Source organism: Providencia rettgeri (assembly GCF_013702265.1).
Lineage (GTDB): Bacteria > Pseudomonadota > Gammaproteobacteria > Enterobacterales > Enterobacteriaceae > Providencia > Providencia zhijiangensis.
The window spans coordinates 754064-780091 of the sequence record NZ_CP059348.1 but is presented as its reverse complement, the minus strand read 5'-3'; the positions used below and the strand labels follow the sequence as shown (position 1 = coordinate 780091).

General features: G+C 48.3%; 25 protein-coding genes. 6 read left to right on the top strand and 19 right to left on the bottom strand.

All coding sequences use genetic code 11. The features are described from left to right. Window positions 1–51 precede the first annotated feature (51 nt). Both H0913_RS03470 and H0913_RS03465 read left to right on the top strand, forming a co-directional pair. Window positions 52–1977, top strand: a complete 1926-nt coding sequence (locus tag H0913_RS03470; protein WP_025610718.1) for an ATP-dependent nuclease — start codon at window positions 52–54, stop codon at window positions 1975–1977. After that, entirely contained in the window at window positions 1974–3650 is a 1677-nt protein-coding gene (locus tag H0913_RS03465) for a UvrD-helicase domain-containing protein (protein WP_025610717.1), read from the top strand. The genes H0913_RS03470 and H0913_RS03465 overlap by 4 nt, the downstream gene beginning before the upstream one ends. 122 nt (window positions 3651–3772) lie before the next feature. On the opposite strand, the gene traN is transcribed toward H0913_RS03465, so the two are convergent. The 7 genes from traN to H0913_RS03430 are packed head-to-tail and all read right to left on the bottom strand — an operon-like array spanning window position 3773 to window position 13542. Further along, window positions 3773–7465 carry a conjugal transfer protein TraN gene (gene traN / locus H0913_RS03460; protein WP_025610715.1) on the bottom strand — a complete coding sequence of 1231 codons (3693 nt, stop codon included), beginning with the start codon at window positions 7463–7465 and terminating at the stop codon, window positions 3773–3775. 2 nt (window positions 7466–7467) lie between these two features. Then, window positions 7468–8496, bottom strand: coding sequence for a TraU family protein (locus H0913_RS03455; protein ID WP_004249369.1), 1029 nt, complete (start codon window positions 8494–8496; stop codon window positions 7468–7470). Then, a complete protein-coding gene (locus H0913_RS03450) occupies window positions 8480–9607 on the bottom strand; it encodes a TrbC family F-type conjugative pilus assembly protein (protein WP_232368823.1) in 1128 nt (375 codons plus the stop codon). The genes H0913_RS03455 and H0913_RS03450 overlap by 17 nt, the downstream gene beginning before the upstream one ends. 7 nt (window positions 9608–9614) lie before the next feature. Next, window positions 9615–10127 (bottom strand): S26 family signal peptidase, encoded by a 513-nt coding sequence (locus H0913_RS03445; protein ID WP_025611040.1) that lies wholly within the window; start codon window positions 10125–10127, stop codon window positions 9615–9617. Further along, complete coding sequence (locus H0913_RS03440) at window positions 10111–10458, bottom strand: hypothetical protein (RefSeq protein ID WP_025611039.1); 348 nt, start codon at window positions 10456–10458, stop codon at window positions 10111–10113. The genes H0913_RS03445 and H0913_RS03440 overlap by 17 nt, the downstream gene beginning before the upstream one ends. After that, window positions 10451–12850 (bottom strand): type IV secretion system protein TraC, encoded by a 2400-nt coding sequence (gene traC, locus H0913_RS03435; RefSeq protein ID WP_025611038.1) that lies wholly within the window; start codon window positions 12848–12850, stop codon window positions 10451–10453. Before traC ends, H0913_RS03440 begins: the two co-directional genes overlap by 8 nt. Then, complete coding sequence (locus H0913_RS03430) at window positions 12850–13542, bottom strand: DsbC family protein (RefSeq protein WP_024008832.1); 693 nt, start codon at window positions 13540–13542, stop codon at window positions 12850–12852. Before H0913_RS03430 ends, traC begins: the two co-directional genes overlap by 1 nt. A 241-nt stretch (window positions 13543–13783) precedes the next feature. Between H0913_RS03430 and H0913_RS03425 the strand changes: the two genes are divergently transcribed. Both H0913_RS03425 and H0913_RS03420 read left to right on the top strand, forming a co-directional pair. After that, a complete protein-coding gene (locus tag H0913_RS03425; RefSeq protein WP_162838621.1) occupies window positions 13784–13930 on the top strand; it encodes a hypothetical protein in 147 nt (48 codons plus the stop codon). Window positions 13931–13973: 43 nt separating this feature from the next. After that, a complete protein-coding gene (locus H0913_RS03420; RefSeq protein ID WP_025611037.1) occupies window positions 13974–14630 on the top strand; it encodes a hypothetical protein in 657 nt (218 codons plus the stop codon). 271 nt (window positions 14631–14901) lie between these two features. On the opposite strand, the gene traA is transcribed toward H0913_RS03420, so the two are convergent. The 6 genes from traA to traL form a co-directional block, all read right to left on the bottom strand. Beyond that, entirely contained in the window at window positions 14902–15288 is a 387-nt protein-coding gene (traA, locus tag H0913_RS03415; protein ID WP_000180225.1) for a TraA family conjugative transfer protein, read from the bottom strand. Beyond that, window positions 15285–15857 carry a type IV conjugative transfer system lipoprotein TraV gene (traV, locus tag H0913_RS18845; protein WP_001944091.1) on the bottom strand — a complete coding sequence of 191 codons (573 nt, stop codon included), beginning with the start codon at window positions 15855–15857 and terminating at the stop codon, window positions 15285–15287. The genes traA and traV overlap by 4 nt, the downstream gene beginning before the upstream one ends. A gap of 74 nt (window positions 15858–15931) precedes the next feature. Next, window positions 15932–17221 (bottom strand): TraB/VirB10 family protein, encoded by a 1290-nt coding sequence (locus H0913_RS03405; protein WP_065870889.1) that lies wholly within the window; start codon window positions 17219–17221, stop codon window positions 15932–15934. Window positions 17222–17223: 2 nt separating this feature from the next. Continuing rightward, window positions 17224–18123 (bottom strand): TraK domain-containing protein, encoded by a 900-nt coding sequence (locus H0913_RS03400; protein ID WP_373273830.1) that lies wholly within the window; start codon window positions 18121–18123, stop codon window positions 17224–17226. Then, window positions 18104–18730: a TraE/TraK family type IV conjugative transfer system protein gene (locus tag H0913_RS03395; RefSeq protein ID WP_065870890.1), complete on the bottom strand. Its 627-nt coding sequence runs from the start codon at window positions 18728–18730 to the stop codon at window positions 18104–18106. The genes H0913_RS03400 and H0913_RS03395 overlap by 20 nt, the downstream gene beginning before the upstream one ends. Further along, complete coding sequence (gene traL, locus H0913_RS03390) at window positions 18727–19008, bottom strand: type IV conjugative transfer system protein TraL (RefSeq protein ID WP_065870891.1); 282 nt, start codon at window positions 19006–19008, stop codon at window positions 18727–18729. The genes H0913_RS03395 and traL overlap by 4 nt, the downstream gene beginning before the upstream one ends. Before the next feature lie 35 nt (window positions 19009–19043). On the opposite strand from traL, the gene H0913_RS18840 reads away from it, so the two are divergent. Together H0913_RS18840 and H0913_RS03385 are read left to right on the top strand one after the other, a co-directional pair. Then, entirely contained in the window at window positions 19044–19283 is a 240-nt protein-coding gene (locus H0913_RS18840) for a hypothetical protein (protein ID WP_065870892.1), read from the top strand. A gap of 13 nt (window positions 19284–19296) precedes the next feature. Beyond that, window positions 19297–19884 carry a hypothetical protein gene (locus tag H0913_RS03385; protein ID WP_005396800.1) on the top strand — a complete coding sequence of 196 codons (588 nt, stop codon included), beginning with the start codon at window positions 19297–19299 and terminating at the stop codon, window positions 19882–19884. A 26-nt stretch (window positions 19885–19910) separates the two neighbouring features. On the opposite strand, the gene H0913_RS03380 is transcribed toward H0913_RS03385, so the two are convergent. The 6 genes from H0913_RS03380 to H0913_RS03355 form a co-directional block, all read right to left on the bottom strand. Then, window positions 19911–20546 carry a DUF4400 domain-containing protein gene (locus H0913_RS03380; RefSeq protein ID WP_065870893.1) on the bottom strand — a complete coding sequence of 212 codons (636 nt, stop codon included), beginning with the start codon at window positions 20544–20546 and terminating at the stop codon, window positions 19911–19913. Next, complete coding sequence (locus H0913_RS03375; RefSeq protein ID WP_025611032.1) at window positions 20533–21093, bottom strand: hypothetical protein; 561 nt, start codon at window positions 21091–21093, stop codon at window positions 20533–20535. Before H0913_RS03375 ends, H0913_RS03380 begins: the two co-directional genes overlap by 14 nt. A 9-nt stretch (window positions 21094–21102) precedes the next feature. Next, complete coding sequence (gene traD, locus H0913_RS03370; RefSeq protein ID WP_032479278.1) at window positions 21103–22923, bottom strand: conjugative transfer system coupling protein TraD; 1821 nt, start codon at window positions 22921–22923, stop codon at window positions 21103–21105. Window positions 22924–22971: 48 nt separating this feature from the next. After that, window positions 22972–25122 (bottom strand): MobH family relaxase, encoded by a 2151-nt coding sequence (gene mobH, locus H0913_RS03365; protein ID WP_025611292.1) that lies wholly within the window; start codon window positions 25120–25122, stop codon window positions 22972–22974. A 119-nt stretch (window positions 25123–25241) separates the two neighbouring features. Continuing rightward, the gene (locus H0913_RS03360) at window positions 25242–25715 is read right to left on the bottom strand and encodes a hypothetical protein (protein WP_025611291.1); all 474 of its coding nucleotides are present in this window, start codon (window positions 25713–25715) and stop codon (window positions 25242–25244) included. Then, a complete protein-coding gene (locus H0913_RS03355; RefSeq protein ID WP_025611290.1) occupies window positions 25715–25996 on the bottom strand; it encodes an ECs_2282 family putative zinc-binding protein in 282 nt (93 codons plus the stop codon). Before H0913_RS03355 ends, H0913_RS03360 begins: the two co-directional genes overlap by 1 nt. Window positions 25997–26028 lie beyond the last annotated feature (32 nt).

The window sequence follows — 26028 nt, the reverse complement described above, 5'->3', positions numbered from 1 at the left end:
CATGGAACGGGAAGATTTAATTTTTCGGGCCATATGTATTAGGATAAAAGAATGAAACTGCACAGTATTCGGGTTTCAAATTTTCAGAGTTTTGGTGCTGAACCAACAGAACTGACACTGGAAAATATTACCTATCTGATTGGCCCCAACGGGTCAGGCAAGACTGCTGCACTCCAGGCTTTGTGCCGACTGTTTGCATTTGATCCATCATTACGCCGTATTCAGCGCTCAGACTTCCATGTCCCGCACGATGAACAAGAAGCGCCCGAAGAAAGGCAGTTATGGATTGAGGCGGACTTCGTGTTCCCCGAGTTGGAGGATGAAGAAGATAACTCGACCGTTGCTCCCCATTTCAGTCACATGCGCCTTGATGCCCCTGACGGAATTCCTAGGGTACGATATCGCCTAAGTGCCACTATGGGCCTGGATGGGGATATTGATGAGACTTTTGTGTATGTGCTTGAAGCTGGCCCGGATGGTTCGCCTCTAAATCCTCAAACGGTTCCAAGGTCTGAACGAAATCACATACAAGTCCACTATCTGCCCGCAAGAAGAGATCCGACTGACCACATAGCATATGGAACGAACGCGCTGCTTGGCCGCTTGCTACGGGCAGTGAACTGGGAAAATGAACGGGAGGAAGTCAAAGGGTTCACCGACCAGATTAGTGAGAGTTTGGCTGCTAATCCATCGGTCAATGCTTTTAGTGCCCACCTGAAGAAAACATGGGGCACCCTTCATAAAGGCAGCTACTTTACAGATCCCAAGATTACTTTTGTGGCATCTGAGATCGAGGCGTTGCTTCGTCATTTGTCCGTATCATTCTCGCCTGGACATGATGAACATCTTGTCGATTTTTCCAGACTCAGTGACGGCCAGAAGTCGATGCTCTATCTGTCATTGGTTCTTTCATCTCAAGCAATTGGGCGTGCTGTCCTTGCCGGTGAGGACGGCTCTTTTGACCCAGAAAAATTGCGTCCGCCAGTCTTTACTTTGATTGCCCTTGAGGAACCAGAGAACAGCCTCTCGCCTCACTATCTGGGGCGGATTGTCAGCGCTCTGAACTCCATGACGAGCAACGAGGATGCTCAGGCCCTAATCGCTACGCATGCTCCGTCAATGTTACGACGTGTCGATCCGGAACATATTCGATATCTTCGACTTACCGAAACCCGGCAATCAAGAATTACGAAAATCCAATTACCCGCTAAAACCGATGAAGCGCACAAGTTTGTACGCGAGGCTGTCCAGGCATTCCCTGAGATCTACTTCTCACGTTTGGTTGTGTTGGGTGAAGGGGATAGCGAAGAAATTGTACTACCGCGCCTTTTCCAAGCGAAGGGTGCGCCAGTTGATGAGTCAGCGGTTACGATTGCTCCGCTTGGAGGTAGGCATGTCAACCATTTTTGGCGCCTGTTATCAGCACTGCAAATCCCATTTTTGACCCTTCTCGATTTAGATGTGGGCAGATATCAAGCGGGCTGGGGAAGAATAAAGTATGTAAATAACCAACTTGGCTTATATCAACCTGAAAAAGTTCTGCCAAATACTTTTTCTTTATCAGATTGGAATGATGACAAAGTACCTGTTCGTACCCACCATTTCTTTGAAAACGGTACTAAGAGTGTATTTGCAGAGCTGGAAATGCGTGGTGTGTTTTTCTCATTTCCAATGGATTTGGATTTTTCAATGCTCCTTGCTTTCCCAGATGCTTACGGTGTTCAACAGGAAGTTCCGGATGACTCAACGATTAAAGCCGTGTTGGGCAAGAGCCATCATGACCCATCCCAATATAGCTATGACGAGTTAAATCTTTTCTCTACGTATCACAAGCTTTTTAAACTGGGCAGCAAGCCCGCTGCTCATATCGATGCTCTCGCTCAACTAAGCAACGCGGATTTGCTGGCGAACATGCCTGAATCATTTGGACGACTCACTGATGCCGTGATCGCCAAGCTTGCGGAACTGCCCGAGTGATTGCTGTAGATGCATGGCTGCCTTCGGATGGGCTAACGCTTGAACCCAATGCACTGCGGGCTGCGAAGGAACAAGCGCGCTGTCTTGCACTGACGGCGGGGCCGGGCGCGGGCAAGACGGAAATGCTTGCACAAAGAGCTGACTTCCTCCTACGAACCGGAACCTGCCGTTATCCGAAGAGAATACTCGCTATCTCTTTCAAAGTTGACGCCAGCAAAAACTTGAAGGAGCGAATCCAGCGACGCTGTGGACAAGAATTGGCTTCCCGTTTTGATAGCTACACATTTCATGCGTTTGCAAAGCGTATTATTGATCGTTTCCGAGTAGTGCTTACTGGTAATGATGCTCTTGATCTGGATTATTCGATTGGCGAAAGAAAAGTCACAAAAAGGCAAATTACATTTCATGATCTTGTACCGCTAGCAATTCAAATTCTTAAGGCCTCCACTGTCGCAAGAAATGCCATACGCCAAACTTACAGCGATGTTTTCTTGGATGAATTCCAGGACTGCACGGATCAGCAGTATGAACTCGTGAAGGTAGCCTTCCAAGGTACGAGCATTCGTCTCACTGCTGTCGGTGATACCAAGCAGAAAATCATGGGATGGGCAGGTGCATTGGACGGAATTTTCCAAACGTTCGCTAGGGATTTTTCAGCGGTCCCATTGAACATGTACCGAAACTTTCGTTCAAAACCACGCCTGCTTCGGATGCAGAACGAGATAATTCGCGTGCTCGATCCGGCTTCCGTCATGCCTGATCACCAACTTGCTGGTGAAGAGGGAGAGGTCTTCGCGTGGCAATTCGAGAATGCCCAGAGTGAAGCTGAGTACTTGGCCGATTTGATTGCCGGGTGGATAAGAAATGAACAGGTTCCGTTATCCGAAATCGCCGTATTAGTGTCCAAACAACTAGATCTTTACGCCAATCACCTGATGGTGGCATTAGAAGTTAGGGGAATACCGTACCGGAATGAGCAGGAGATGCAGGATATTACTGTCGAACCTGCCGCAAGGCTCGTTGTTGACTATTTGTCCTGTCTCTATGGCCAGCGAGAGCCCAAAGCCTGGATTCGGCTGATGAATCAATTGATTCCCTTTGCCGATGATGAGGTGCAGTCTAGCGTCAGGCAAAATTTCCAAAGCTTCTTCAAGGAACAGCGAAAAATCATAGCCATGGCCGAGTTGTTGGATGAACCGTTTTCAGGATGGTGGGATTCTGTGTGTGGATTTTTGAAGGAAATAGGAATGGAGACTCTTGTTGCTCTCTCGCCTGACTATGAGTCACATGCCAGATTAGGTGAAGTTGTGGGAGATACCAAAGCACGCATTGAAGAATTGCTTGAACTTACCCCCGATTTGCCTCAAGCCTTGACTCGTTTCTCTGATGATCAGGCTGTGCGTATTCTGACTATCCATAAGAGCAAAGGATTGGAGTTCGACTCAACGATAATTATGGCCGTTGAGAACGAAATATTCTTTGGGGATCAAGATGCTAATCGGTGTGCTTTCTTTGTTGGTGTATCCCGTGCCAAACGTCGGCTTGTTCTTACATACGCAAAACAACGCGACAGGCCTCTTAACTATGCAAAAAGATGGGATGTAATTCGAACTCCACAACAGGAATACCTTCAATATGCAGCACAGTTTATTACCGATTTAACGCACATTTAAAAAGTCATTAAACTTGCAAAGCCATAAATCGTCCTCAAAAACGTTCCCTTTACTACATATAATGCAACATCTAGCGCGATGTCAGCTCCAAAATATACTGGAGCTGACAAAGATTTTTTCTTCTAGTTATTCCCCGAAATTTCTTCCGTCGCCTCTTGGCGTAATTTCTGGGCATCCATTCCGTTTAGCCTTTCAATAGCTCTTTCTGCGGCACTCTGACGATTTCCATCCACGTTTAGCGTACTTCCTGAGCCTGTGAGTCTTTCCAGATCCAGTGACGGTACTTCGGGTAGGTTGCCCGTGATCGATAAGATACCTATCCATTCATCCAGATTGACTCGGCTCCAATCCACCTGGTTTAACTGACTCGCGGTCAAACCTTCGCAGTTTGGTGACTTGGCACTGCCCCAACCAAGGCCCAATTGAGGACGTACTTGTTCTTGAATGATCCGTGAAAGCGGCGAAGTAAAGCAGCAATATGATTGCCGTTTCTCAACACAGGCACCTAAGAACTTAGACTTGCAGTAAGAGCCTACGTAGTGGCAACTCTTCAATACCCGCTTGGCGTTCATTTCAAACTCGCTCTGCTCACATTTCCAGATAAGCTGAATGAGGATCATGGTGACTGAATAAATCATGTAGGCCGTCATAACCGTACTCAGAACCGCGCCCGCAGCGCCACCCAGCGCAAAGTTACCACCCGATACAACACCATCGGCTCCAACCGCACCACCAACGTTACTAAACAGTGCCGATTGCGCCCCCGAACCAAAGGTCGTGCCTACCCACTCAGCCGTTTTGTTGGTCAACACCTGCATAAAGCCAGTCGCAGCTTGCTCCGCTCCCGCGCCAGCAGCCGTTGATGGCCCAGCCCCCATGAGAGAGTCCCATGCAGACACAAAAGGCTCTTTAACTGCACTCCAGGTACTCGTGATCGGTTCCCTAAGCGTATTCCACGAACCATAGATTGCCGAAGACGGATTCATGGCCATGACTGCCGTATCAAGCTTGTTAACCGCCACTATCATCGTGATGTAGTCCGATAACGACACGCCACTTGGCTTTTCACAGCAATCCACTATACCGCCAACGGCTTTTTTGCACTGGCCTGCATTACCTTTAAAAACCGTACACTCGACGTTATCTTGGCCATCAGCCCCCGTGCATGACATATCATTGGTCATAAACTGCGCCGCATTAAGCATCGCAGCGGCCTCTGCAAAGTTAGCCTGCTTGATTGACTCTGGCTCTAAACAATCTGTGCCCATACAGCGAACTGGGCCCTCACAGTTGAATTGAGTTTCCATTCGTGCATTTTGCACTTCAACGCTTTGTCCACAGTCATACACCAAACTTTGGATATAGCAGAAGCCTTCATGACCAGCCCCGCCTTCAGTGCATTCGGTTCTGACGTACTGGCAGGCTGGGTTTTGCTCTAGCGCGGCACACGTATTGGTGGTCGTGTTTTGTCCGTTATTGACGATAGTTTGCGTATTACCATTGGCATCTACCCAGCTATCTGAGCTGCCCATGTTGAACTCTGGATGAGCAGTCGAAGCATTGTAGGTTGCTCTTGCCCTCCAGCATGAGAGTCCCAGTCCATCAGAGCTGCCGCGACTGGTTAAATGAGCAGGAGACGAAACAACCGCCGGATAAAGGCTTCCAAGATTGGCCAACTCGCCACTACCAACCGTTAACCCTTCAATTCGTTTTGTGCCCGTATCCAAACACTGCCACTGCACCGCAGTGAACTGATCCGTTTGCATCAAGCATTGGTCTATACCGGGATCAGTTGATTGATGAACAATGTCTTGCTCTAAGTACTTGCCAGAGAAGGTCAATGAAGCGCTCAGTTTCGCAGGAGCCAAACACTTCTGAACTTCTCGGCTACAGGTATCAAAATTGACTTTGTTCCAGCCGGACTCACATCTGGAACGAGTGACCTCTTGGGGTTCATGCCAAGAAATAATCGACCCATTGACGACTTTACACAATGAACCAACCAAGGTTCCTTTTGGACACGTCATTTCAGGGTATTTAAAGGACGGTTTCGTCTCAGTCACCGTTTCCTTATTGCCCGTCAGTGAGAGTGTCGTTTTCCAACCATTTGCCTTGGATGGCGACTCGGTGATTTTTATCTCAGTATTTTGATTATCAAAAATCCTCAGCGTCGCGTTTCCAGTTTGCATAGTGCTGCTGTGCTGTGGAACAAAGCTGAGCGTTTCAGAGCTAAAGCAACCGCGCTCAATGGACCAGCTTTGTTGATGATTTTCAGCGGATACACGTCGCTCTAACTGACACTGAGTAAGCGTGCTGATCTTCTCGCACACCTGGTAATCGGGTACATGCTTGGTTTCAGTAAATGGCGTGATCGTCTGAGTAGGCTCACAGGCCTCAAAACTACTCGGCATAAGATTGGATACCACACACTTTGGATCGCTGGTTTGCAATCCACAGTCATAGGTATCGGTAAAACGAATGCATTCACCTTTATCATTGGTCTCGGCACATTCTGACGACATGAATCCACAGGAAGGATTCGCTTCAAGCACTTGGCAGGCCTGATTTTCAATCCCCTTATAGCTTTCATCATCCACACTAACTTGTACACGCCGACACAAAGGCGATATGCCAGCCACTGGGCTTGGGGCAAAATAGGATTCACAGACTGAAACACCGTTGACCACCGTACATCCGTTTGTTGAAGAAGGCTGATCCGTGCATTGAATGCTGTAGTCAGAAAACTTAGCCGGGATATCCGCTGCTTGTTCAATACAGGATTGTGGCGACCAACTATCATTCATCACCACCTTGGTTGGATCAAAGCGTACCTTGATGCGTGCATACCCCTCACCACTACCCGTAACCGATACGCGAATTTTTACTGGCACTTCTAAACCGGGCTCTACCGCTTTGAGCTTAGCGGTTAAGTCAGTATTTGGATTGCGCTCCCAACTGGTACTGAGCTCGCAGCGACCTGCCGTTTCTGGTGGAAAGTTATTGTTCGGCCCAGACCAGACTTTCTGATCGCCAAGCCACACTTGCATGTAGTCATCCCATTTTGCGTACTCAAGAACAGCTGAGGTAATCGCATCGGGGTTCACGACTTTGAGTGTGATGGCCTGTTCGAACACTTTACAACTACCACTCCAGTAGTTGTCGCCAATACGTCCTATCCAAACTTCAAGACACCCCTCACCACAAGAGCGAAGGTTCATCGGCCCTGAAACATGCTCAATAATGCCTGCCGTGTAATCGTGAGTAATAGTGCAGCTGTTAACCGCTGTATTGAGCCTGTCACATTGCTGGTAATTTGGGCTGCCTTCACCTTGAGACTCACAGCCGGGGAAGCTTTGAGTTAATAGATTGGGGTCAGTTTGAACCGCGTCAGTTAATGCCCAAAGCGGATCATTGACCATATCTGGCCGAGACCTGTCTTTGATTTGCTGTAGCGAGCGAAATGCTTCACCCGTAGCGCCACTTTCGGATGCCATGCTCTCTTGGCGCTGCGTCCCCAATTGATTCATGCTGGCATCAGAACCATAAACGCCCGTTAAGACATCCAATGAACCCTGATCCATACCAGGGAAAAGCTCTTGCAAGTTAATGGACTCATTACCACTGCCATTCGGCACCGACAATGTATTGCCATTGAGTGCGGGCATCGTCCAGCTTTGCAGCAATTGCTTACCATCTTGTTGTCCGCTTAGGCCGAATTGGCGCTGCGCATCAGCGGCCACACCATGTAAGGGCAAGCACGCCATAGTGATTGATAAAACACCCGCTAACACTCGGGTAAAAAGTGTTGGTTTCATATTTAACCTCCCGAGTTACAGCAGTCTTGCCAGCGCCACAAAATGTAGAGCGCATCTTCACCGGCACCGGGGATCGTTCGCCACTCTCCCCATTTCATGGTGCTTTCACCGATGACATGCGCACTTTCAGTTTCTGGTACAGGGAAGAACATACTCATCTTGTATTGGGATTTCGGCAGCATGGGTTCGATAACAGGTCGGCATAGCGCACTGTTCCCCATTGTTCGCCTTGCAAGACCACGCCTATGTTGAGCCGCGATTGCTCGCGCCGCTAAATGGCTGGTGTTTTCTGCTAATGAGCCAAAGGCTAAGGTGTGGCCAGATAAGGGATAGAGATGGCCCCAACTGCCAGCACACCAAAACAACTGGTCGATGGGTTTACCAAGCGTCGATGAGGCAGCGTCAGCGGTACAAGCCGAAATAGCCAATGGATTGGCAACGGCAGCCGCTTCAGGCTGAGTAAAAAAGGCCAGTTCATCGTTCAGCCATGTTGGGTCCAATTCGGACAAATACATCAAGTCAAAGTCCATGTAACCATCGGCATTGCAATTGCCATCCATGAACAAATCGAGCATGACCAAAAGCGGAAAGGCGTAATAATGGTAATGGTAGAAAGCGAGATCACCGGTGTCGTATTCACCCTCGCCATGACCACCTTGCAGTCGTCTATCACCTAACGGTAAACGAATCCCTCCCAGGGAAGGCGAACAACCAGGCGTTCTGACCAGTTCAATCAGACGCGCTGGCTCCCACATGCTGGTAACAATACCTGGCCTTGGCACACCTAAGTTGTCTTCACATAAGCAAAATGACTTGTTTGATGCGCCGCTTGGGACACTGCCAGAGCCAAGAGGAAGACCCGCAACTCGGATAGGAAAAATGCATGACCAGCAAACATCCGTCAGCAACTTACCCGACAATAAACCCGCGTCTGGGCAGGTCAGTTCTGCTTTTGCAGGAATAGATGCGCCAAGGACAAACATGACAACGAGAGTCCGCAACAGACGATACGTATTATTGAGCTTTTTCATGAACAAGCTCCTTTGCTGGAATTTCTTCTATTTCAAACGCGAGCCCCTTTGCTTGCACAAACGATGGGGTGACTTGCAGATCAAAGCGCTGCGCTAGCGAGGCATTGAGAAGGTAAACCGGACTGTCCAATGTCTTTTCGAGCGCATTGAGGCTATTCCAACCTTGAGTACGGTCGAGCTGCGTGGTGATAAGCGTAATGCGGCGCAGTGTCCTATCTTGCGTCTCAAGCCAATGCGCAACTGCGTCCACTTCTTCAGCGTTCGAAGCATTAAACACCACAAGCTGCTGAGTAAATGGCAAGGCTTTTAGCGGGTTAATACGCGTTCCTGCTGGGATCAATGTTCGACCATTGGCATCCAATAGTGGCCGCTGCATGACGATGGTTGGATCAACCGTTCTTATCCGATACTGCGTGGCTTTGGGTAAATCAGTAAATGTTTGGCGAGACCAGAAACGCTCAATGGCTTTTTTCTTTAATGCGCCCAGGTCAATCGACTGTAATCGCTGCATCGCCACTTGCATCAAGTCCGGTTCTAAAATCGAATGAATCGGACCGCGTTGACCCAATGAACCGGTATTGCCGGTTTCAATTTGGCGTTGCAACCAGTCCTTGCTGTAAACCCCTAGTGCACTTGCAGTCACCTTGTCATCGTCTATGCGAAAAATGGCAGGCACGCTAGTCACCCGCCAGTGCACAAAGGCTTTCGGATCGATTCGAACCTGAGGAACAGGATCAAGTCCCGCCATCAGGATATGCCAATCACGGATAGCCGCCCCCAAGGTCTTTCCTTCAGGAATTCCCCGAAACAACACAATAGCGCCGGTAGCACTGGCCTCTTTGAAAAGCTGCTTCAGTGAGGAATCCCCCAGTGAAGACGACGCAAATATCAACCATTCATCGCTGTGTTTGAGCGACGCAGGTTGTTCAACCGGTGCAAAAGGCTCTATAAATTCAGATGAACCATCCACAGCACTTTGTAAAATGCTGCGGCTCATTTCGACGATCTTTTTGTCTTCGTCAGACAACAGAAAAGGCTCTTGTGCCCAGGACACTTGAACCCAAGACAATGGAGCAACCAACAAAAATAAGAGACATAGTCTTTGCATCATCTACCTCCTACCAAAGCGGCCAAGCGCGACCGACAATCTGCTCGCGCTTAACGGCATTCCAATAGCGGGAGTCGAAACTCGTTGCAGCCTCACCGGAAAACCAATATTCGTTCTCTTGCAGCGTCAATGAGCGGCTAAATTCTGCTTCAGCTACACCAAGACGCTGGGCTAATGCCATGCCGATTGAGACTTCAGTACCATTCACCAGAACATGCTCAGACGTCACATTGACTTCATCCCCAGGCATCCCTGTTAGGCGTTTCAGCATACGAGTACCGTCGTTATATAACGGAGCGAGTCCTTTTGAGTGGAAGGCATACAAACCATCCTTAACGGGCTCTTTATTCCATAGGTCAATCAGATACACCGTGGTATCAGGCAGGCAGCGCTCTTGCTGGGTATCAATACCTATTCGGTAGCGCATCATGGTGTAGGTGCCTACCATGGCCATGATTAACGCAAGAATGGCCAGCCGGATGAGGTAAGGCCGCCAAGGCATTCTTTTACGGAGTATCTGCATGAGACACCTCCTTAGAGCCTACTGGCACAAATACGGAATCATCAGCACCCACCACCGCTTGGGCATCCAGCACGATAAAACCGGCCGTTTTTAACTTTTCAATTTGCTGATTGGTCTGAAGCAACCTAGATTCGATGTCTTGTTCGCTGGCATTGGGGCCCAGTGACAACACCGCCTCCCCAAAATCCACGACTGCAATGGGCGTACTTAACGCCAACTGGTTGTGGATGGGTTCGAGTGTTTTCATTAAGAGCCAGCTGGTCATTAACCCGCTACCAGCAATAGACAAAGTAATAGAGGCCATAAATGGCCAAAGCGTGGACTTATTCATAGCCTCGCTCCTTCAACAACTGAGAGATGGCATCAGCAACAGAAAGGCCTTTGCGCGTTAACTGTTTAATCGCGTTTACATCTTCTGCACGGGACGAGTACAACAGCTTGTGAAACGGATCGACAATGAGGCGGCCAATCCCTGTGCCCATTTCGGTAATAAAGAAAATTTCGGAATAGACACCCGTGACGGTATGAACCGTTTTCAGGTATTCATAACCGCCTTCACCTAGTGGCAAGCGGCCTTCTTTTTTGAGTGCGTTGATGGTTTCAGCTTTTTGGCCAAGCAGGTACATATTGGCCGAGTTTTCAGCGATGGCTTTACCTGTAGGGCTGTCATACAAATCGTTGACCGACTGCGTTACCGTTACAGCACTGCCGCCATATTTTCGAAATCGACGATAACCGGTTTCGATAAACTTACCGACATCACCTTGAGTCAACAGATCCCAGGCTTCGTCAATGAACACAATCTTGCGACGATCCCGCTCACCTAAGTACATCTCTTGTTGGATTTGGTAGATAAGCTGAAGCAACACTACTTGTTGTAGATGCTTACGCCCCTTAAGCTCTTCTAACTCCAGAACGGTGAAACGGTTTTTGAAGCGAATATTGTTGTGGCCATTAAAGAAGCGGCCATATTCGCCCTGTGTCGTAAACGGATAGAGCTGCTCACCCACGTCCTGCACACGTCGGTCTTCATGATTTTTTAAAGCCGCAGCCACATCATCAACCAACATGGCACGACCTTTTTTCTCCCACAGTTCACGGGTCTGACGCTTTAGGTTGGCCATCTGAAAATCGGTTAATGACTGCGTTGGTGCGGCCATTGCGGCCAATAGCCCAACCAGTACATCCGCTTCTTCGTCATAGTCCTCAACGATTTCAAACGGATTCAAGCAAATGCCACTGTCCCGCCCGAACTGTAAGAAATCACCGTCATAGACTTCACACAGCTTTTCATAAGACCGGCCAACATCAATTACCCAGCATTGGCCTCCTTCTGATAGGTAGGAGGAGATGATTTCGTTCACCAGGAAAGACTTGCCCGACCCCGATTGCGCCGCGATGCAACAGTTGTAATTACTGCCCGAGTCATAAAGGGACACACTCATGATCTGACCATTACGGGAAACAAAGTTAATCACTGGCGTGCCAGTGCCTTTCCAATCCGCAAACAAAGGCAACAGTGGGATCACATGCCGTGTCGCCATGGTCTTGAATCGAAACAAGTCGTTCATCGCCTGGCGGTCAGCACCAAATGGCAAGGCATTCAGGAAAATGGGCAAACAGAAGTACTTGTCTTCCATCAGCTCAAATCCGAGCTCTTTGAAATAGGTTCGAGCATTTGAAACAGAGCTGATGGACGCTTCTTCCGTTGGTGAAAACAGCGTCAAAGTCATATTTGCCCGAATAGGACGATCACCTTCTTGCAAGGCTTCAAAAAGAACATCAAACCCCTTTTTCTTGGCTGCAAGCACCGGCACAAACTTGAGCATCGGGCCATAGGCCTGATTGACCGCCCATTGACGCTTCGTCTCTAAACGAGATCGCATCGCCTCGGCTGAGGGAAAATGAATGGTGACATTCAGCAAAAAGCTCCCGCGTAAACCGCGACTGCCCGTCATCATATCGCCCGCAAAACTTGCGGCATGGCCAAACCAGATCCGCTCAGGCAGGCGCTTAAACGATAGGGTTTTAACTCGGTAATCACCCAACATCAGACCTTGGCTATCCACCTTGATAGCTCGGTCATAATCCAACACTTGCTCTCGAAGTGGTTTATCAGCCTCACTGCGGATTGGTGATGGATTGCGCCAGGAAGCATCTTTTCCCCAGTTAAGCTGCGCACTTAATGCTGCGAGCCAATTTCGGTCAGTCATCTCCGTGACGCGAAAACCAACCGTTGCCAGCGCTTGCGAGAAAGAAGCCCGAAGCGCGGATGCTCGACTCAACTCACGCTCCGTCGGAATAGGACTTTCCAAAGGCAATTTGCAGGTGACGATCAGTTGAAAGTTGCGAACCTGAGTCTGGGTCGATTCTTCTATCGGTTGAACCGTGCCCCCATCGAGAAAATCCGCACGTTTGCGTATCGACGCCCTGAGTAATGGATCGGATTGTCGATGCCGTAAGCCCATCATGCGCTGAAGGTCGGTTTGAATATCAGGCGAGGCGTACAGGCCAAATTGCAGCAAAGTGTCTTTTGGCCAGTCGTTGTTGAGAAGAACATTAACCCTGTCTGCAACAGACTCATCACCACCCGGCAATGGGTCACATAGAAAACCAAAGCCAGCACTCTGGTCTTCCATGAAAAACAGTTGCTCATCGTCTGAATAGGCCAATACTGGCAATAGCTCAGAAGCGCGTTGCCCTGAATACAGAGAGGCTTTCATTAACGCCCCTCCAACCAAGCAGAAAGATCATAAGGACGGCCTCGGCTGATGCGACCATCATTGGCGACGATGAAAGGCACACCTTGAATTCCCAGAATTTGAGCGGTCACCAAGGTACGCTGCATTGGCTCTAAGTTGCAGGCATCATCCTGCTCTAGGTTACCAATCCGGCCATTGAGCAATGCATCGGCGGCCGCTTTCTTGTCACGCGCACAGCCAAGCTGGCGAACCTGACGCTCTGAATCAGGACCAAGCACTGGCACAGGGAGAATTTGGAAGGTGTATTCCTTGGTTAGCGGTAGGGCTTGTTTCAAAAGCTCATGGCAATGCGGACACCTGGGATCAACAAAGACCACCACTTTCTTTTTGCCTTCACCCAGCGTCAGTGGATTCAAATCATCCATTTTTAAGCCAAGACGACTTAAGTCCAGCGTGTTACCCGCTTCACGAATTTCTTCAAGGCTGGTAAGCGGCTTTTTCGACCAGGCATCATAGAGCGTGCCATCAATGACGAACCGGCCACTGTCTGACATGAAAACAATACGGCCATTGCTTTCGACCGCTTTCATACCCGTGACCGGCAAAGAAACCATGCCGTCAATTTTGCCAACGGGCGACACTTCAGACACAGGTTCAGCTTGAACCAATGGAGACAGCGCAAGCGCCAGAATAATTGGAGATAGTTTTCGCATGAGGAGTCCTCGTTAATGTAAATCGAGGCTCCAGTCTATGTAGTTGTCCTATGTGGACTCGGTTAGATAGATTGAAGAATTGGGTGCCTTGCTAGGCATCCTATTCTCCCGTTGACCTAGAAAAATTGAAAAATCAGAAAATATCAGTGAATATCACCAATTATCATAAAATCATCAGTCGCGTGATTTTTTGCCCTTGATAGCATGTGCCTTGTACTTTTACATAAACAAGGAGACAAAAATGTCTAAGCAAAACAATCACAACTCAGATATGACAAACGCCAATAAGGGTACGTCTGGTACTAACAAGACTTACTCACAAAACCAAGGAAATCGAGGGTGGCAGATGAACCCTCAAAATCCGCAGAATGGCGGTAAGAAAAAATAAGTTGTGAAGGGGGCTTAATGCTCCCTTTCCTTTAAGGGACTACATGGACAAGAGCAAAAACAGTAAGAAAAAACCGTTCAAATGGACAAGAGAACTTATTCGGCTTGCACTGAACGACGGGTGGACGCAACAAGAGATTGCCGAAAAATGCAGAACACAGCAATCCATCGTAAGTGCTTGGAACAAAGGTTCGAAACAAGGCACGGAACAACAACTGCTGCCTTTGCTCAATATCTATGGCAACAAAATTCGTCGAAACAGTTTTAAAGTTTATTGGTCATTAAACACTGAAACTATGGAGAAAACCTTTTACCGTGTTGAAGGGAAGGTAATTCTTAGCCAAGCATTTTATGATCCGCGAAGAGACCAACGAGGCAAACTGGTCAAAAAAGTTCCAGAGCTAAAACTCGTGGTACACCATCAAGGGGCCGATCAGTTTCGCGTCGTCAGTCAAAGTCGATTGACTTTCAGGCATACGAATGAAGAACTTGATCATAGCGTAGAGGATGCTGTTTGGAATTCGCATGTGCTCGAACCTTTAACTACGACGCAGCTAATCGATTTCATTGATCACTATTCCAATGAAAAGTTAAGCAGATACCCAAGTGATGCTAATACGTTGCCGTTCTTAATCAGACAATCTCTTTTAAACCATGGATTCCCAGTGTCGGGTATTGTTGAATATCCTGCCGTTTGGTAGTGTGTAAATCCAACCCAAAAGGAACGAGCGCCTAAAGCTCAAAATATCAGGCTAGTAGCCTGTTTGAATGTGCTCCCTCAAGGAAAGCCCCGCTAACTGCCTTTTGCAGAGGCGGCGCTAGCATTCTTTTCGGTATTCATGGCCGCGGCTTGAAATCAAGCTAAGTGAATGGGAAACCTATTAACTGAAACGCTGTCATGATAAACGGGTACGGGGTGGGATGACGCCCAAGCCGTCAGATATCTGGCCGCTTGGGCGTTTTTTATTGTTATCAGGTGCCCAGTAAGACGGCGCTGATTGCTGGAACTGTTGTGCCAATGACTTCTTGAGTGCTGGCAACGACAGGTAAAGTTGCAGACATAACACTTTCAACGACTGTTGGCGTATTGTAGAGACCCATACCGCCACCAATGCCCAAGGCAAAAGCCATCAAGCTTTGGCGAGCGATACCGCCCACAATACCCACCAGTACCATGGCTCCCGCTACGATCCGTCCCAAAGTACCTTGGGTCCAATCTTTTAGGGTATCCCACACATCGGTGAAAGCATCACCACCGGTGCCCGCAAATGAGGGCTCCGAAATCATTAACGCCATTAAACCAAGCGCACCAATGGTCATTAGGCGCTGAGTTTGAATGGTGCGAACTGCATTTGTCATTCGTTAGTTTCTCCGTAGATACTCAAGTTATCGCGCTTACCATCAGCTCCCGCTGAGGCTGAATCGCTTTGAGTCTGAAGTGGACGTAGCACTGGCGAAACCGTTCGAGGTGCTGACACCCCAATATCCCACCGGCGCGGTTCAATTTCGGTAAACACGTAGCTGGATAAATTCAGATCCCCACGGTCATCCTCCCAAGGCGCAATCCAAATCCGCATTACCCTTGAAGGAATGCGAATAGGTGCAGATTGCTGCGTCTCGGGTAATGCCGGATGGCTCAGCAGTCCTGTCTCTAAATCAGATTGTGAATACCCAGAGGGAGAACCAATTCGAGTCGCCACAGCATCAATCGTCTTGGGTGCAGCCCCATTGCTGGTAAGCTCATAGACTTCACGAGCGGATAAACAGCGCACACCGTCAGGCATACCTGGGCATCCATATTCACTACTCCCAAGACCCAATGAACTACAGCCAGACAATAAGGTTGAGCCGACTGCCAATAAAAGTAATCCAGCTTTAGACCACTGTTTTGACTGGTGCTTTGGGTTGTTCTGCATTGATGTCGTCATGGTTAACTCTCCTCTGGATACACATCTTATTGTCTGAAACGGACTTCGATCGGTTAGCAACATGCAGGATTTTTTCATCTTCTTGCACCTCCGCCTTGCGAAGTAGCCAACGACAACGAGGCACCACGAGTGACTATGACTTCAATTTTCCTTGCAGCGTCTACCTCTATGACTGGGAACATATTTTCAGCCATGTCCAAATAGAACTTGGCCACTCGATCCAATGCTTTACCGGTGCCTTTAATCGCAGCACCTTGTAATGCTTCTTGGCTCATGACTTGCTGGTACAACTGAGTATCACCGGCATTACCCGTCTGAATCGTTGGTACAGGATTCACATCAAATGCGCCTGCCAAGCCCTGAAGGAATCCGGCCATCATTGATTTGGCCACCAGCTGGCCTTGTTTCGACACTAATCGGCCACGAATACCGGCTTTGCCGTCTTCACCCACGGCATAAGAATCCAGTCGTGTTTCAATGACGCCACCATCTTCTCTCACACATGAAATGGTCTCGCCTCGCAAATAAGCACGCTCAGAGCTCAAATCACCGTAACCTGCGGCGATCAAGAAACACTCTTTGATATCCGCTCTAAATCGGTTGGGTAAAATGGCTTCCTTTTGAATCCTCAGCAATGCAGGAAAAGGCTCGCGTCTTGCGGACTCGTGAGTAGGAGCATCCAAACCTGTGATCAAAGTACCTGAGATGATGCTGCCCGCCGGTAGATACAAAGGCGGCGCTTCTTGCACAACAACCTCTGGTTCAGCAACCACTTCAGGCTCAATCATACGAATCGTGATTGGCGGCAATGGAACATCCCGAGCTCGTGTACCTTGGCCATTGGCTGGCTGCTGATAGAGCGGATCAGGCAGCGGCGCATTGGCAAAATAGTCGTCTGGGTTAGACGGCAGTGGCTTTTCGTCTTTGGGTAATTCCATGGCAGATAAAGGCACTTCGAAACGGCTATTTGTGCCTTCAACTGCTGCATCACCTCCAGCGCGAACATCATCAAGTTCCGCTCGAAGGCGAGCCAACTCCGCATTGACCTCGCTTGGTATAGAAGGCGAACCTGGGCTTAGCCGTCCTGAATCGACGTCACGACGCAAGCGCTCAACTTCACGACGTAACTGTTCATTGCGCTCACTGAGTAGTTTTACGTTTGCAGCCAAACTATCGACCCCAACATCACGAGTATTGGTATCCGTAAGAATGTGCCTGATCGTTTCCTTCCGGTTCCGACTACTTGAGCCATCGTCAGGATTAGGTGAAAACACCATCACCATAAGGATGAGACCACCAGCAATACCTGCAACCGATAGGCCCCGCTTCATGTTCGGGCTCATTTGTTCCCATTGTGCTTTCATCGTTATTCACCTCCCACAAGAAGCGAAGGTCGCTGACTTTCCACCGCTTCTTCACGATGATTGCGAACAACCACATACAACTCTGTCTTTTCACCCGGCAACAAGATATTGCGAGGCCAGTAGGCGCTTGCCACTATATCTGGTGCATTACAGGCTATTTCACTGGCTTCTATCGGCTCATCGGCAAAGCTTTCAACCAGTCCTACATAGACGGTGAAGTAATGTCCCGTCACAATTTGCCCCTGCTTAAAACCAAACTTTAAGCCAGGCTGAAAACATTTCGGGCTTGTGTCAGTTTGGCCAGCTAAACGGATGTCATAGCCTTGTGGTAACTCATTTAGTGCAAGGCGTCTGAGTAAATCACGTAAGCTATCGACGTATGGCTGAGCCGTTTCCCAAGTGGCGGCTTTTCGGTTCACGACGCCCTTAATAGGCCACTGCTGACCATCAATAGCTAAGGTGATTTCACGCGGTGGAATACGACGAGGTACTAAGGTGACAGATAACGCGGGCGCTTCCTGACCAGGCGGAGTGATGTAAAGTGAAACCGGTGATTCTTTGTCCGTGGCTACATATACAACATTCCCCTTGATTTGCGTCTGAGCATCACTGGTTGTTCTCACCTGAGGCGATTCAAACGGCGTCACAATCCGGTTCAGATGGCCAAGTGCTACAGGGATCAGTTCATTAATCCCCGGTGTCATCAGTAGCGTTGTTGGCACATCCGTTGAAACCGTATTGGTTTGAACCGGTGGATTTGCAGTAGCAGACTGCTTCATCACACTGGCTGGCACAATCGGCAATTCCACGTCTGCATACGACGCTTGAGATAACAGGACGCCACTCAAGCTCATTGCGATTAAGCTTGGTGTCATCCATCGACTAATTTTGGTTCGCATCATTCACCCTCCGGTTTTGCTCATGGGTCAACTTTTCACGAACGCGCTTCGTTCTAGCTTGCCCCTCATACGTATCCATCCAGCTAAGTTTTGGACGGTATTGCTCAATATCGATGTCAAACTCATAGGTGCGAGTTTGGCGCTGCTCATCTCCAGATGGCCCAGAAACCAAGGAATAACCGGTCACAAAGACATGGCCGGTTTCATACTCATATTCCACTTGTCTGGGTTGGAATTTGAGCGTGACCCGGTCTTCGCGGATTTGTCTTGCCTGAATCTCCAGTGCATCGACCACTTGCTGGTACACCGCTGGAGAAAGTAGCGGCTCAATGGCAACCCGGATGAAAGACACATTACCTGGCGTCACGTTACCCATAAGCTCAGCCAGGTAGAGTCCCCAGGATTCCAAGTAAGGCTGAGTGGCCTGGTTTCGTGACACTTCAGCCGGTTCAGACAAAGTTGGTGGTTGAATGGCTACCACGGTATTGCGAGAAAATGCCGCTACCGCAAGCAGCAAGTTAGATAGCACCAGCACCGCAATCAGGAACCGTTGCCATCGGTTCTCTAATTGCGTGCCTTGCCATGATTTTAAAAACACGTCGAACTTCACGGCAGATAGCTCCTGATAAATGGGTTAGGGATCGTCTTGGCTTTGGTTGGCAACATTCCGGCCCAGTAGATGGCGTGAAGAATAAAACCATCCGGGCGACCATCACGAAAACGCCGATAGAGCTTGGTTGTCACCAACCCCAACAGGCATAAAACCAAGGCATTACCGGTAAAAATGCCGATCACTAGCCCCAACAGAATGGGAGCCATCTCGTCGGCACTCCAAAGCAGGAAGTGCGGCGGGTCATCGATATAGGACGGAATACTCACAGGTTCCATAGTCACTCCTCGTTGTTTGAATTGAGAAGTGAAGAATGCCTCGGGATTGGCAGCTTCAGTGGTCAGCTAGATGCCGAATTCTTGAAGGTTTTGAGGGTTCTACTCAGACAATACTAACAATTGATCTTTTTGATGCGGTTGATATGATGGGGATATTGGTCGTGTCGAGACCAGCTGCCCACTTTAGCAAACCCGGACGGGACGACATGCATATCAAATTTATTTTTTGCTTAGGTTTTTTCTGCGACCTCGGCAGTGGGCACCGTATTCGCTAATAGGAGAAACTCAATGCAAATTACTAAAATCATTTCCTCTGCCACGGTTGAACGTTTAAAGCAAAAAGCACGAAAGCTTAAACGTGAAAAATCTATTCCACACACTCAAGCACTCGATGAAATTGCAGTATCTGCTGGTTTTAATCATTGGCATCAGGTTGTACAAGCTAATGACGTACTGAAACCATCAGAAGTGGCATTATCTTCAGGATGTGTCATGGCTTTTGATGTCAAAGATGGTATGGATGTCGATACCAGTGATGGGATCTTAATTGAAGACCACTTCTTGGAGATGCTCACTGAAAAGCAGCTATTTGAAATTTATGCCAATTCTCCTGATGAGGACGACGAACAAAACAGGCCGCTAAAAGAAACGCTATCGGATTCAGAGCTTCATGAGTATTTTCGAGATTATTGCTCATTCATTTACTTCCGTCTTGCCGAGCCTCATGCAAACAAACCGTTAAAAGAAGTATTGTCTCTTATACGACAGTACTCGTTTTGGATGCCGCAATATATTTGGCTTCAAGGTCACCTTATTGATACTTACCATTTGCCTGCTGAAGACGAGAACGGCAATACCGTAGGCGTAAGGTTTTAGCTCTACAAGATGAGGCCTGACAGGCCTCATATCTTCTTCTGCAAGTGGCTTAACGCCACCCCCGCCATCAATGCCAAACCGATGATCAGCGACGGTAACACCACCGGTGGAATGGCCAGCGGGGCGAACAATCCCATAAACAGCAAAATGACACCTGAGCCCAGGATAATCATGCTGTAGCGGTGAATGATAGGGCTCGAAAAATCAAAGGTTGTCTTCTTAATCTTCCAGGTCATTAAGCCATCCCACAGCGCCGGTAACATGAGAATAAGCGCAAAGGGCAACCAGACCATCAGCAAAGCAAATCGAGTGAACACTTGGTACAACACATCAAAAAATGCCTGAATACGGTCTTCTACCCACACAAACCAAAAGCCTCCCATGTTCTCCATCCCTTTAGAGCGCAGTCGTTGCTCTTCAGTGGGGATTAGAAAATCACGCACAGATTGCTCCATCTGTGTATCCACAATCCATGACTGATACCAGCCATGGCTAGTTTGACCAATCCAATAGCTTGTTTGTGCGCCCAATTGGTTTTGAATCATCTGCTTCTCTTTATTAATAACCCGGCCAGTCCAATCACCGGGCACTAACACGCCAATGGCAATAATCTCCAGCATCAGTGCCAGACACAGCAGCCAAACCGACTTATGCTTGCTCATGCCAAACATCCTCTTCTACTCGCGCCAGCATGGCTGCAACGGTTGGCGTCATAATCCGGGCTTTAATCACTTGTTGAAGCCGCTTTGTCGTCGTATGACCACTGACATAACGCACATCGATGCGTCCTTCAGCCAGATACCCCATTCGATTTGGACGATTACGAATCCAGGAGTAGAAATACACACCATCTACGGCGGCCCACTCGAAATGGTCAGGATCACGCAGGCGAATCCCCGTTAAAGCACTGGCGGCAGTCCAGGTCAGTGCCTCAATGAAATGCCACAGGCGTACACTGTCATCATCACAACTGACTTCTTCATAACTGCCCAAGCCATTACACAGACACAAATCAAAGATGGAATGGCCATCTAACGTGAACGCATCCGTTAAGTAGTCCGCCAAGCAATACACCGAGGCCAAAGCATGAGGCCAGTCGGTTTCAAGCAGTCTTAAGGTTTCCTTGAACTGGGGGTTATGTTGCTGCCACTGAGCGAGCATTTCTTTACTGGTAAGTGTTGTCATTTTCAGACAGACAGAATGATGCATACAGACTCCTTATGCTGCCTGTGTAGAGCTGGTTAAAATAGGAATGCGGCCTTTGATCACGCGGCCACCTGAAAGCTTGGCGATGTACTCCAGGTTGGGAAGCTGGCCTAATAACTGCGGTGGAAACATATCGCCTTCTTCCTCCATCAAGCGTTCGCCATGATTGCCGGTAAATAACGCGGGGCTGTCCGAGTTGGACGACATACCTTGAGTTTGCATGATGTACTGCAACCGAGTCTTAGGCAGATTGTCAGTAATGTACTGCTGAGTTTCGGCATCCATCACCCGAAGAGCTATCAGGTTGTTGATGTTACCTAACACCTGGCGAGCCTTAGCTTCACTGCCTGTACGAGCTGCAAAGTCAGCAAAGGTCTGAGTAGCAATCACACAACGCATTTTTGCGCCACGGCCTTTGTTGAGCAGTTGAATGAAGGGATCGTTGACGACTTCAGCCGCCTCATCGATGAAGATATTTACGGGACGATTTTCAACACCATAGTTATAGCGGTCACCGGCCACGGCGGTGAGATCGGATAAAAGCAACGAACCAATGGCGCTGCCAACCATGGCGTCGGTCAATGAATCCAACCCGATATAGGCCACTTGGGCATTGTTGATAATACGGCCAGAATCCGTAATTAACCGGCTGTCATCCACATCGTTTGCAATCGGTGATAGCAATGGACCTAGTTCACTTGATGTGAGCATATTGAGTACCGGCATCAATGAGGCCACCATCTTTGAATAGTGGGTTCTGTCATGCTCAAACATACTCAATAGCCCCTCTAAATCAGTATTGGCGGCAACGGGCTGAATGCGTTCGTAGTAGAAAAGCAGCATCGCCATAGCTTGTTTAGCCAAGGTATTGGCCTTTTCGGTAAAGCGCTTAATCTCCACACTAAAGTTCGGATATACCTGCTCACCCCAAGCCGTGACGGCTTTTACTACCAAGCCTTCTGGGCCACCTTCTAAGAATCGTCTCAGTGTTTTCAGATCAGGGCGTTGTGACGTAAGCAACAAACCTTGCACTATGTTATTCAGTGCCATTTGGCCAAAGGCTTTAAATGGATCAGCACCGGTTTCAGATGGGATTAATGCCGCAATACGACTGGCAATTTCAGTGCCCCTATTAAAGTTTCTCAGGGGATTAAGACGTACTGAATGCTCTGGAAAACCCGGATGAAAATACACAAATCGCTCAGGACTACCGGCGGCAATACAAGCTCGCTGTGCATTATCCTTAAGTTCCTTGTCTCCCTTAGGGTCAATAATAATCACGGCTTCATTACGCAAAATGGCCTGAGTGATCATCGCATCAAAGCATCGGGTTTTTCCGGCACCGGTCGTTCCGACGATTAAGGTATGCCCCTCGGTGTGACCAACTGGCTGGTACACATCTTCTTCTTTGGGCTCAACACCATGGATCCAGGTCGAACCCATTTGTTTGCCGTGACCTTGGTTAAGCAAGGTTTGCTTATCCCGCTTTAATATTTCATAAGCGCGTTGAGCATGACGTTGATCCCACTCAAAGCCATATCCTAACCACAATTCATCAGGATGTTTTGCCATCACTTTTTGCAAATGCGACAGCGCCATAAAAGCCAAAGGTTTGCCTTTTAATCCCTTCTGTAACTTATGAAGACGGTAAGCCTCAGGCAGGCGATACAACGCCATGCCCGAGGAAATCCCTGTCATCCACCAAAATGGCTCAGGTGGTAGCTCAGTCAGCATTTCTGCCGCAATCGCCCCAGTAGCCCCAACCAGCCAGCCTGCTGCTGCCATGGCTTCATAGTTCGTGCGCCAAGGCATCTCGTATGCGTTTTCTTTCATTCATGCTCCGCAAAATAACCGTTTGCAATCCGATTAATTTCAAATGGATTAACGTTTAGCGTGGGCGGTAAACAGAACCGTTTCCCCCTCATCAAACTGGCATTGGTCACTGGCCGAGATCCCCCGAAGCAATTGCCCGGCTGGAATACCATGCTCATTGGCGACTTGGCGTAAAGTTTGAATCGTGACGCGAATACCATCGGCACTATGATCCACGTCTGGGTAATCGCCATCGGTCAGTAAGATGGGCAAATCTTTCACAAAATTAACCATCTTTTGCCGCTGTTCGTGTTTGGGGTCTGTAATTGAGTTCGCATTGGGCGCAATCGGCTTTTGCTTACGCTCCGCTCTTTTGGCGGGCTCTTTTGCTTGGGCATTGGTTGTCTCAGTTCGACTCGGTCGCGGTGAAGCCTCTTCGTTCTGAATTGCTGCCGCTGATTCTGCGTCTTGTTTGGGAAGGTCAATCAGTGAAGTAAGCCCTTTAGAAATCGATACCTTAAGCAGTAACCCTTGCTCCTGAACGCCATCTTTCGTTGTCACAGTTCTGGCCTTACGTGTCGGGTTTGCCGGATCTAATTCCAGCCAATCTAATCGGCTGAGTTCAGCAAGCAGTTTTCGGGGGGCACACCAAGGTCTTACGGCATCGGGATAGCGGATCAGTATCTGTTCACCAACTATAACCAACGCACTGCTGGCCTCTGGGAGCCACGCCAAAGATTCAGGGGGGGTCAATGCTGCTTCGTTTTGCTGGCTTACGTTATTTGAGATAGCGCCATCATATGAATTGTTAGGCTTTTCGCATTCATCACCTGGAGCATTTTCAGTTGCCTGAAGGTGATTAACATCACAGGCATGACAAAGTTCATCATCTTGTTCGGACGAGTTTGTCGATGGTGACTCAGCCGAATTACTGAGTTCGATTGATAATGACGCTTCAGGCAAGTCTGAATGCTCACTGGAGCGACTCTGTGGCTCTGCTTGTGTTTGCTGTGTTGCTTCCCACTCAGATTTGTTAAACAGTGTCACACAACTTGGTACATTCGAGCTGAACAATAAATCGGCCTCAGATATATGCAGCATGGGTAGCCAGATTGGCTTGCCGTCTTTGATCAGCACTTCAGGGGCAAGGCTTTCATATCGCTCATTTGAGGCGGATTTGGTGGCCAATCCTCGCTCAATGAGGATGTCCGCAAGGGTATCGGGATCTCTTGGGATGCCAGGTATCTTGTCTTTGGCCAACAGCTCAATGATGTCCTTAGCCGCGCTTTTCCAGACCAGGTAAAGATTGGTTGATTGATTCGATTTTCGTATCCAGACTCTGGCGTCTCGCTGATTGACCAGCCACTGGGAACTGGCAAGCAATCGCCTCATGGCATCAAGTAGATAGCGTTCGACTGGGACACCAAGGGCATTGTCGTCAACGGAAATTCGTTGAGCTTTCAGGTCTCGCTGGACACTGGTTTGGTCAGCTTCAATAACCAATTTAGACAGGACATGCTCGGGATCGGTATTGCCAATTGCCTCTAGCATGGCTTGCAAAATTTCAGGGCCCGGCTGGGTTAACCAGGCGAGCAACTCAGGTGTCATCACCCGGTTTAACACCAGAATTGAAAATTGCTCGTGCCGCTTGCATCGTCCGTCGCGCCAGCGAATAAAATAGCGTTCAATGCTATTATTTGTCGTCCACTGGGATAAGGTTTCTAAAAAAGGGTTCCACTGATAGCGTCCATCTTCGTCTGTGATGGACAAGTCTGAAACAGGTTTACCAATATCATGGAACAAACCGCCAAGAGCTGCTGCAACACGCCACCTTGGCTCTAGCTCTTTTTTCTCAACCGGTGTGCCACTGGCAACAAAGATGATCCCTTCAGCTGCTTGTGCCGCCCAGAAAGCAACTTCCAACGAATGACGTAATAAACCACCCGCACCACTGTGATGATGATGCTCAGAAGCTGGCAACAAGTGAACATAGGACGCCAGATGATCAATGCAGGGTTGAATTAGCCTTTGAAAATCACGCTGGTTGAAGCCAAGTACCTGACGCAGTTTGGCTATTAGCTCGTCTTGTGTGGACTGCAAATCCTCGGGTGACGCTGCTGGCAACCCCTTCAGAAATGGCGGATAGCGCGGAATTTCTGTATCCAGTTGCGATGACAGCTCTGGTAGTGCTTTGGTTTGAAAAAATAGGTTTTTGAACATAGTGAACCTCCGACACGATAGTGTGAAGGTTCTTTAGCAACTGAAGATGTTAGATAGCCGAAAGAAATATGCATTTATCTGTAGTTGTTTTCGTTCTAGTGAGAAAACCGACAGTTACATTACAGTGTGGGGTAAGACAGCTTTTCATTGTAAGACTGGGCATCATCCTCCCAAACTAGCCGAACAACATGCTTTCGTTTCGTTTGCATATGAACAGCGGCTATTAGCTCAACGGCTTGATACTTTTCGAGGCTTTCCATTGGAAATTTGTCAGTCACTTCTGATTCAATAACTAAATCGTTACCTTCGGGGAACTCAATTCTGACGTTTCTTGCAGTAGCAGAACCTTTATTCCAAACCTTAAGCCGATACTTACTGCTGCCAAGTTTTATAATTGATGCACCAAGGTCAGCTTGCTTTCCTTTCAGAGCATCTTCATTTTCTTTTTCCAAGAGAATGGTGTTTAGCTTTTCCTGGCTTTCGACAAGTGACTTCTGCCTCTTATTAAAGCTGACCGTTTGCCATGTTGCGTAGCTAGATAAAAGGAAAGCTAATCCAGCTATCACATCACCTACATCAATAGTTACCGGCATTACCTAATCCTTATATTCTTGCTACCAGAAAAAGCCTTTTTCAAAGATTTACGTAGTTCGTCTTGAACGTCTTTTAAAACTTCTTCCTTGATTTCAGAAAGGTGCTCATCAATATTTTCGCTATTCTCTTGAATAAGCTCATCTTTATTGAACTCTCGGTCACAAGATGCACAAGTCATTACTTGTATTGTTTCATCGCAACCGTCTTCGTATGAAAAGTCTGAACAGCCACAAGTCGGGCAAAGCAAGCTTATACTTCTATTGTATTTTTCAGGATTCATTCTAACTTCCCGTTATGTTAGTGGCCGTATTT

Excerpts from the sequence above, each read along its gene's own strand:
- traD (WP_032479278.1), bottom strand. The coding sequence starts at position 22,923 with ATGAAAGAAAACGCATACGAGATGCCTTGGCGCACGAACTATGAAGCC.
- H0913_RS03355 (WP_025611290.1), bottom strand. The coding sequence starts at position 25,996 with ATGAATCCTGAAAAATACAATAGAAGTATAAGCTTGCTTTGCCCGACT.
- mobH (WP_025611292.1), bottom strand. The coding sequence starts at position 25,122 with ATGTTCAAAAACCTATTTTTTCAAACCAAAGCACTACCAGAGCTGTCA.
- H0913_RS03405 (WP_065870889.1), bottom strand. The coding sequence starts at position 17,221 with ATGAAAGCACAATGGGAACAAATGAGCCCGAACATGAAGCGGGGCCTA.
- H0913_RS03455 (WP_004249369.1), bottom strand. The coding sequence starts at position 8,496 with ATGAAAAAGCTCAATAATACGTATCGTCTGTTGCGGACTCTCGTTGTC.
- H0913_RS03385 (WP_005396800.1), top strand. The coding sequence starts at position 19,297 with ATGCAAATTACTAAAATCATTTCCTCTGCCACGGTTGAACGTTTAAAG.
- H0913_RS03450 (WP_232368823.1), bottom strand. The coding sequence starts at position 9,607 with ATGATGCAAAGACTATGTCTCTTATTTTTGTTGGTTGCTCCATTGTCT.
- traC (WP_025611038.1), bottom strand. The coding sequence starts at position 12,850 with ATGAAAGCCTCTCTGTATTCAGGGCAACGCGCTTCTGAGCTATTGCCA.
- H0913_RS03360 (WP_025611291.1), bottom strand. The coding sequence starts at position 25,715 with ATGCCGGTAACTATTGATGTAGGTGATGTGATAGCTGGATTAGCTTTC.
- H0913_RS03380 (WP_065870893.1), bottom strand. The coding sequence starts at position 20,546 with ATGAGCAAGCATAAGTCGGTTTGGCTGCTGTGTCTGGCACTGATGCTG.
- H0913_RS03375 (WP_025611032.1), bottom strand. The coding sequence starts at position 21,093 with ATGCATCATTCTGTCTGTCTGAAAATGACAACACTTACCAGTAAAGAA.
- H0913_RS18840 (WP_065870892.1), top strand. The coding sequence starts at position 19,044 with ATGCCTCGGGATTGGCAGCTTCAGTGGTCAGCTAGATGCCGAATTCTT.
- traL (WP_065870891.1), bottom strand. The coding sequence starts at position 19,008 with ATGGAACCTGTGAGTATTCCGTCCTATATCGATGACCCGCCGCACTTC.
- H0913_RS03470 (WP_025610718.1), top strand. The coding sequence starts at position 52 with ATGAAACTGCACAGTATTCGGGTTTCAAATTTTCAGAGTTTTGGTGCT.
- traA (WP_000180225.1), bottom strand. The coding sequence starts at position 15,288 with ATGACAAATGCAGTTCGCACCATTCAAACTCAGCGCCTAATGACCATT.
- traN (WP_025610715.1), bottom strand. The coding sequence starts at position 7,465 with ATGAAACCAACACTTTTTACCCGAGTGTTAGCGGGTGTTTTATCAATC.
- H0913_RS03430 (WP_024008832.1), bottom strand. The coding sequence starts at position 13,542 with ATGCGAAAACTATCTCCAATTATTCTGGCGCTTGCGCTGTCTCCATTG.
- H0913_RS03425 (WP_162838621.1), top strand. The coding sequence starts at position 13,784 with ATGTCTAAGCAAAACAATCACAACTCAGATATGACAAACGCCAATAAG.
- H0913_RS03440 (WP_025611039.1), bottom strand. The coding sequence starts at position 10,458 with ATGAATAAGTCCACGCTTTGGCCATTTATGGCCTCTATTACTTTGTCT.
- H0913_RS03420 (WP_025611037.1), top strand. The coding sequence starts at position 13,974 with ATGGACAAGAGCAAAAACAGTAAGAAAAAACCGTTCAAATGGACAAGA.
- H0913_RS03400 (WP_373273830.1), bottom strand. The coding sequence starts at position 18,123 with ATGATGCGAACCAAAATTAGTCGATGGATGACACCAAGCTTAATCGCA.
- H0913_RS03445 (WP_025611040.1), bottom strand. The coding sequence starts at position 10,127 with ATGCAGATACTCCGTAAAAGAATGCCTTGGCGGCCTTACCTCATCCGG.
- traV (WP_001944091.1), bottom strand. The coding sequence starts at position 15,857 with ATGACGACATCAATGCAGAACAACCCAAAGCACCAGTCAAAACAGTGG.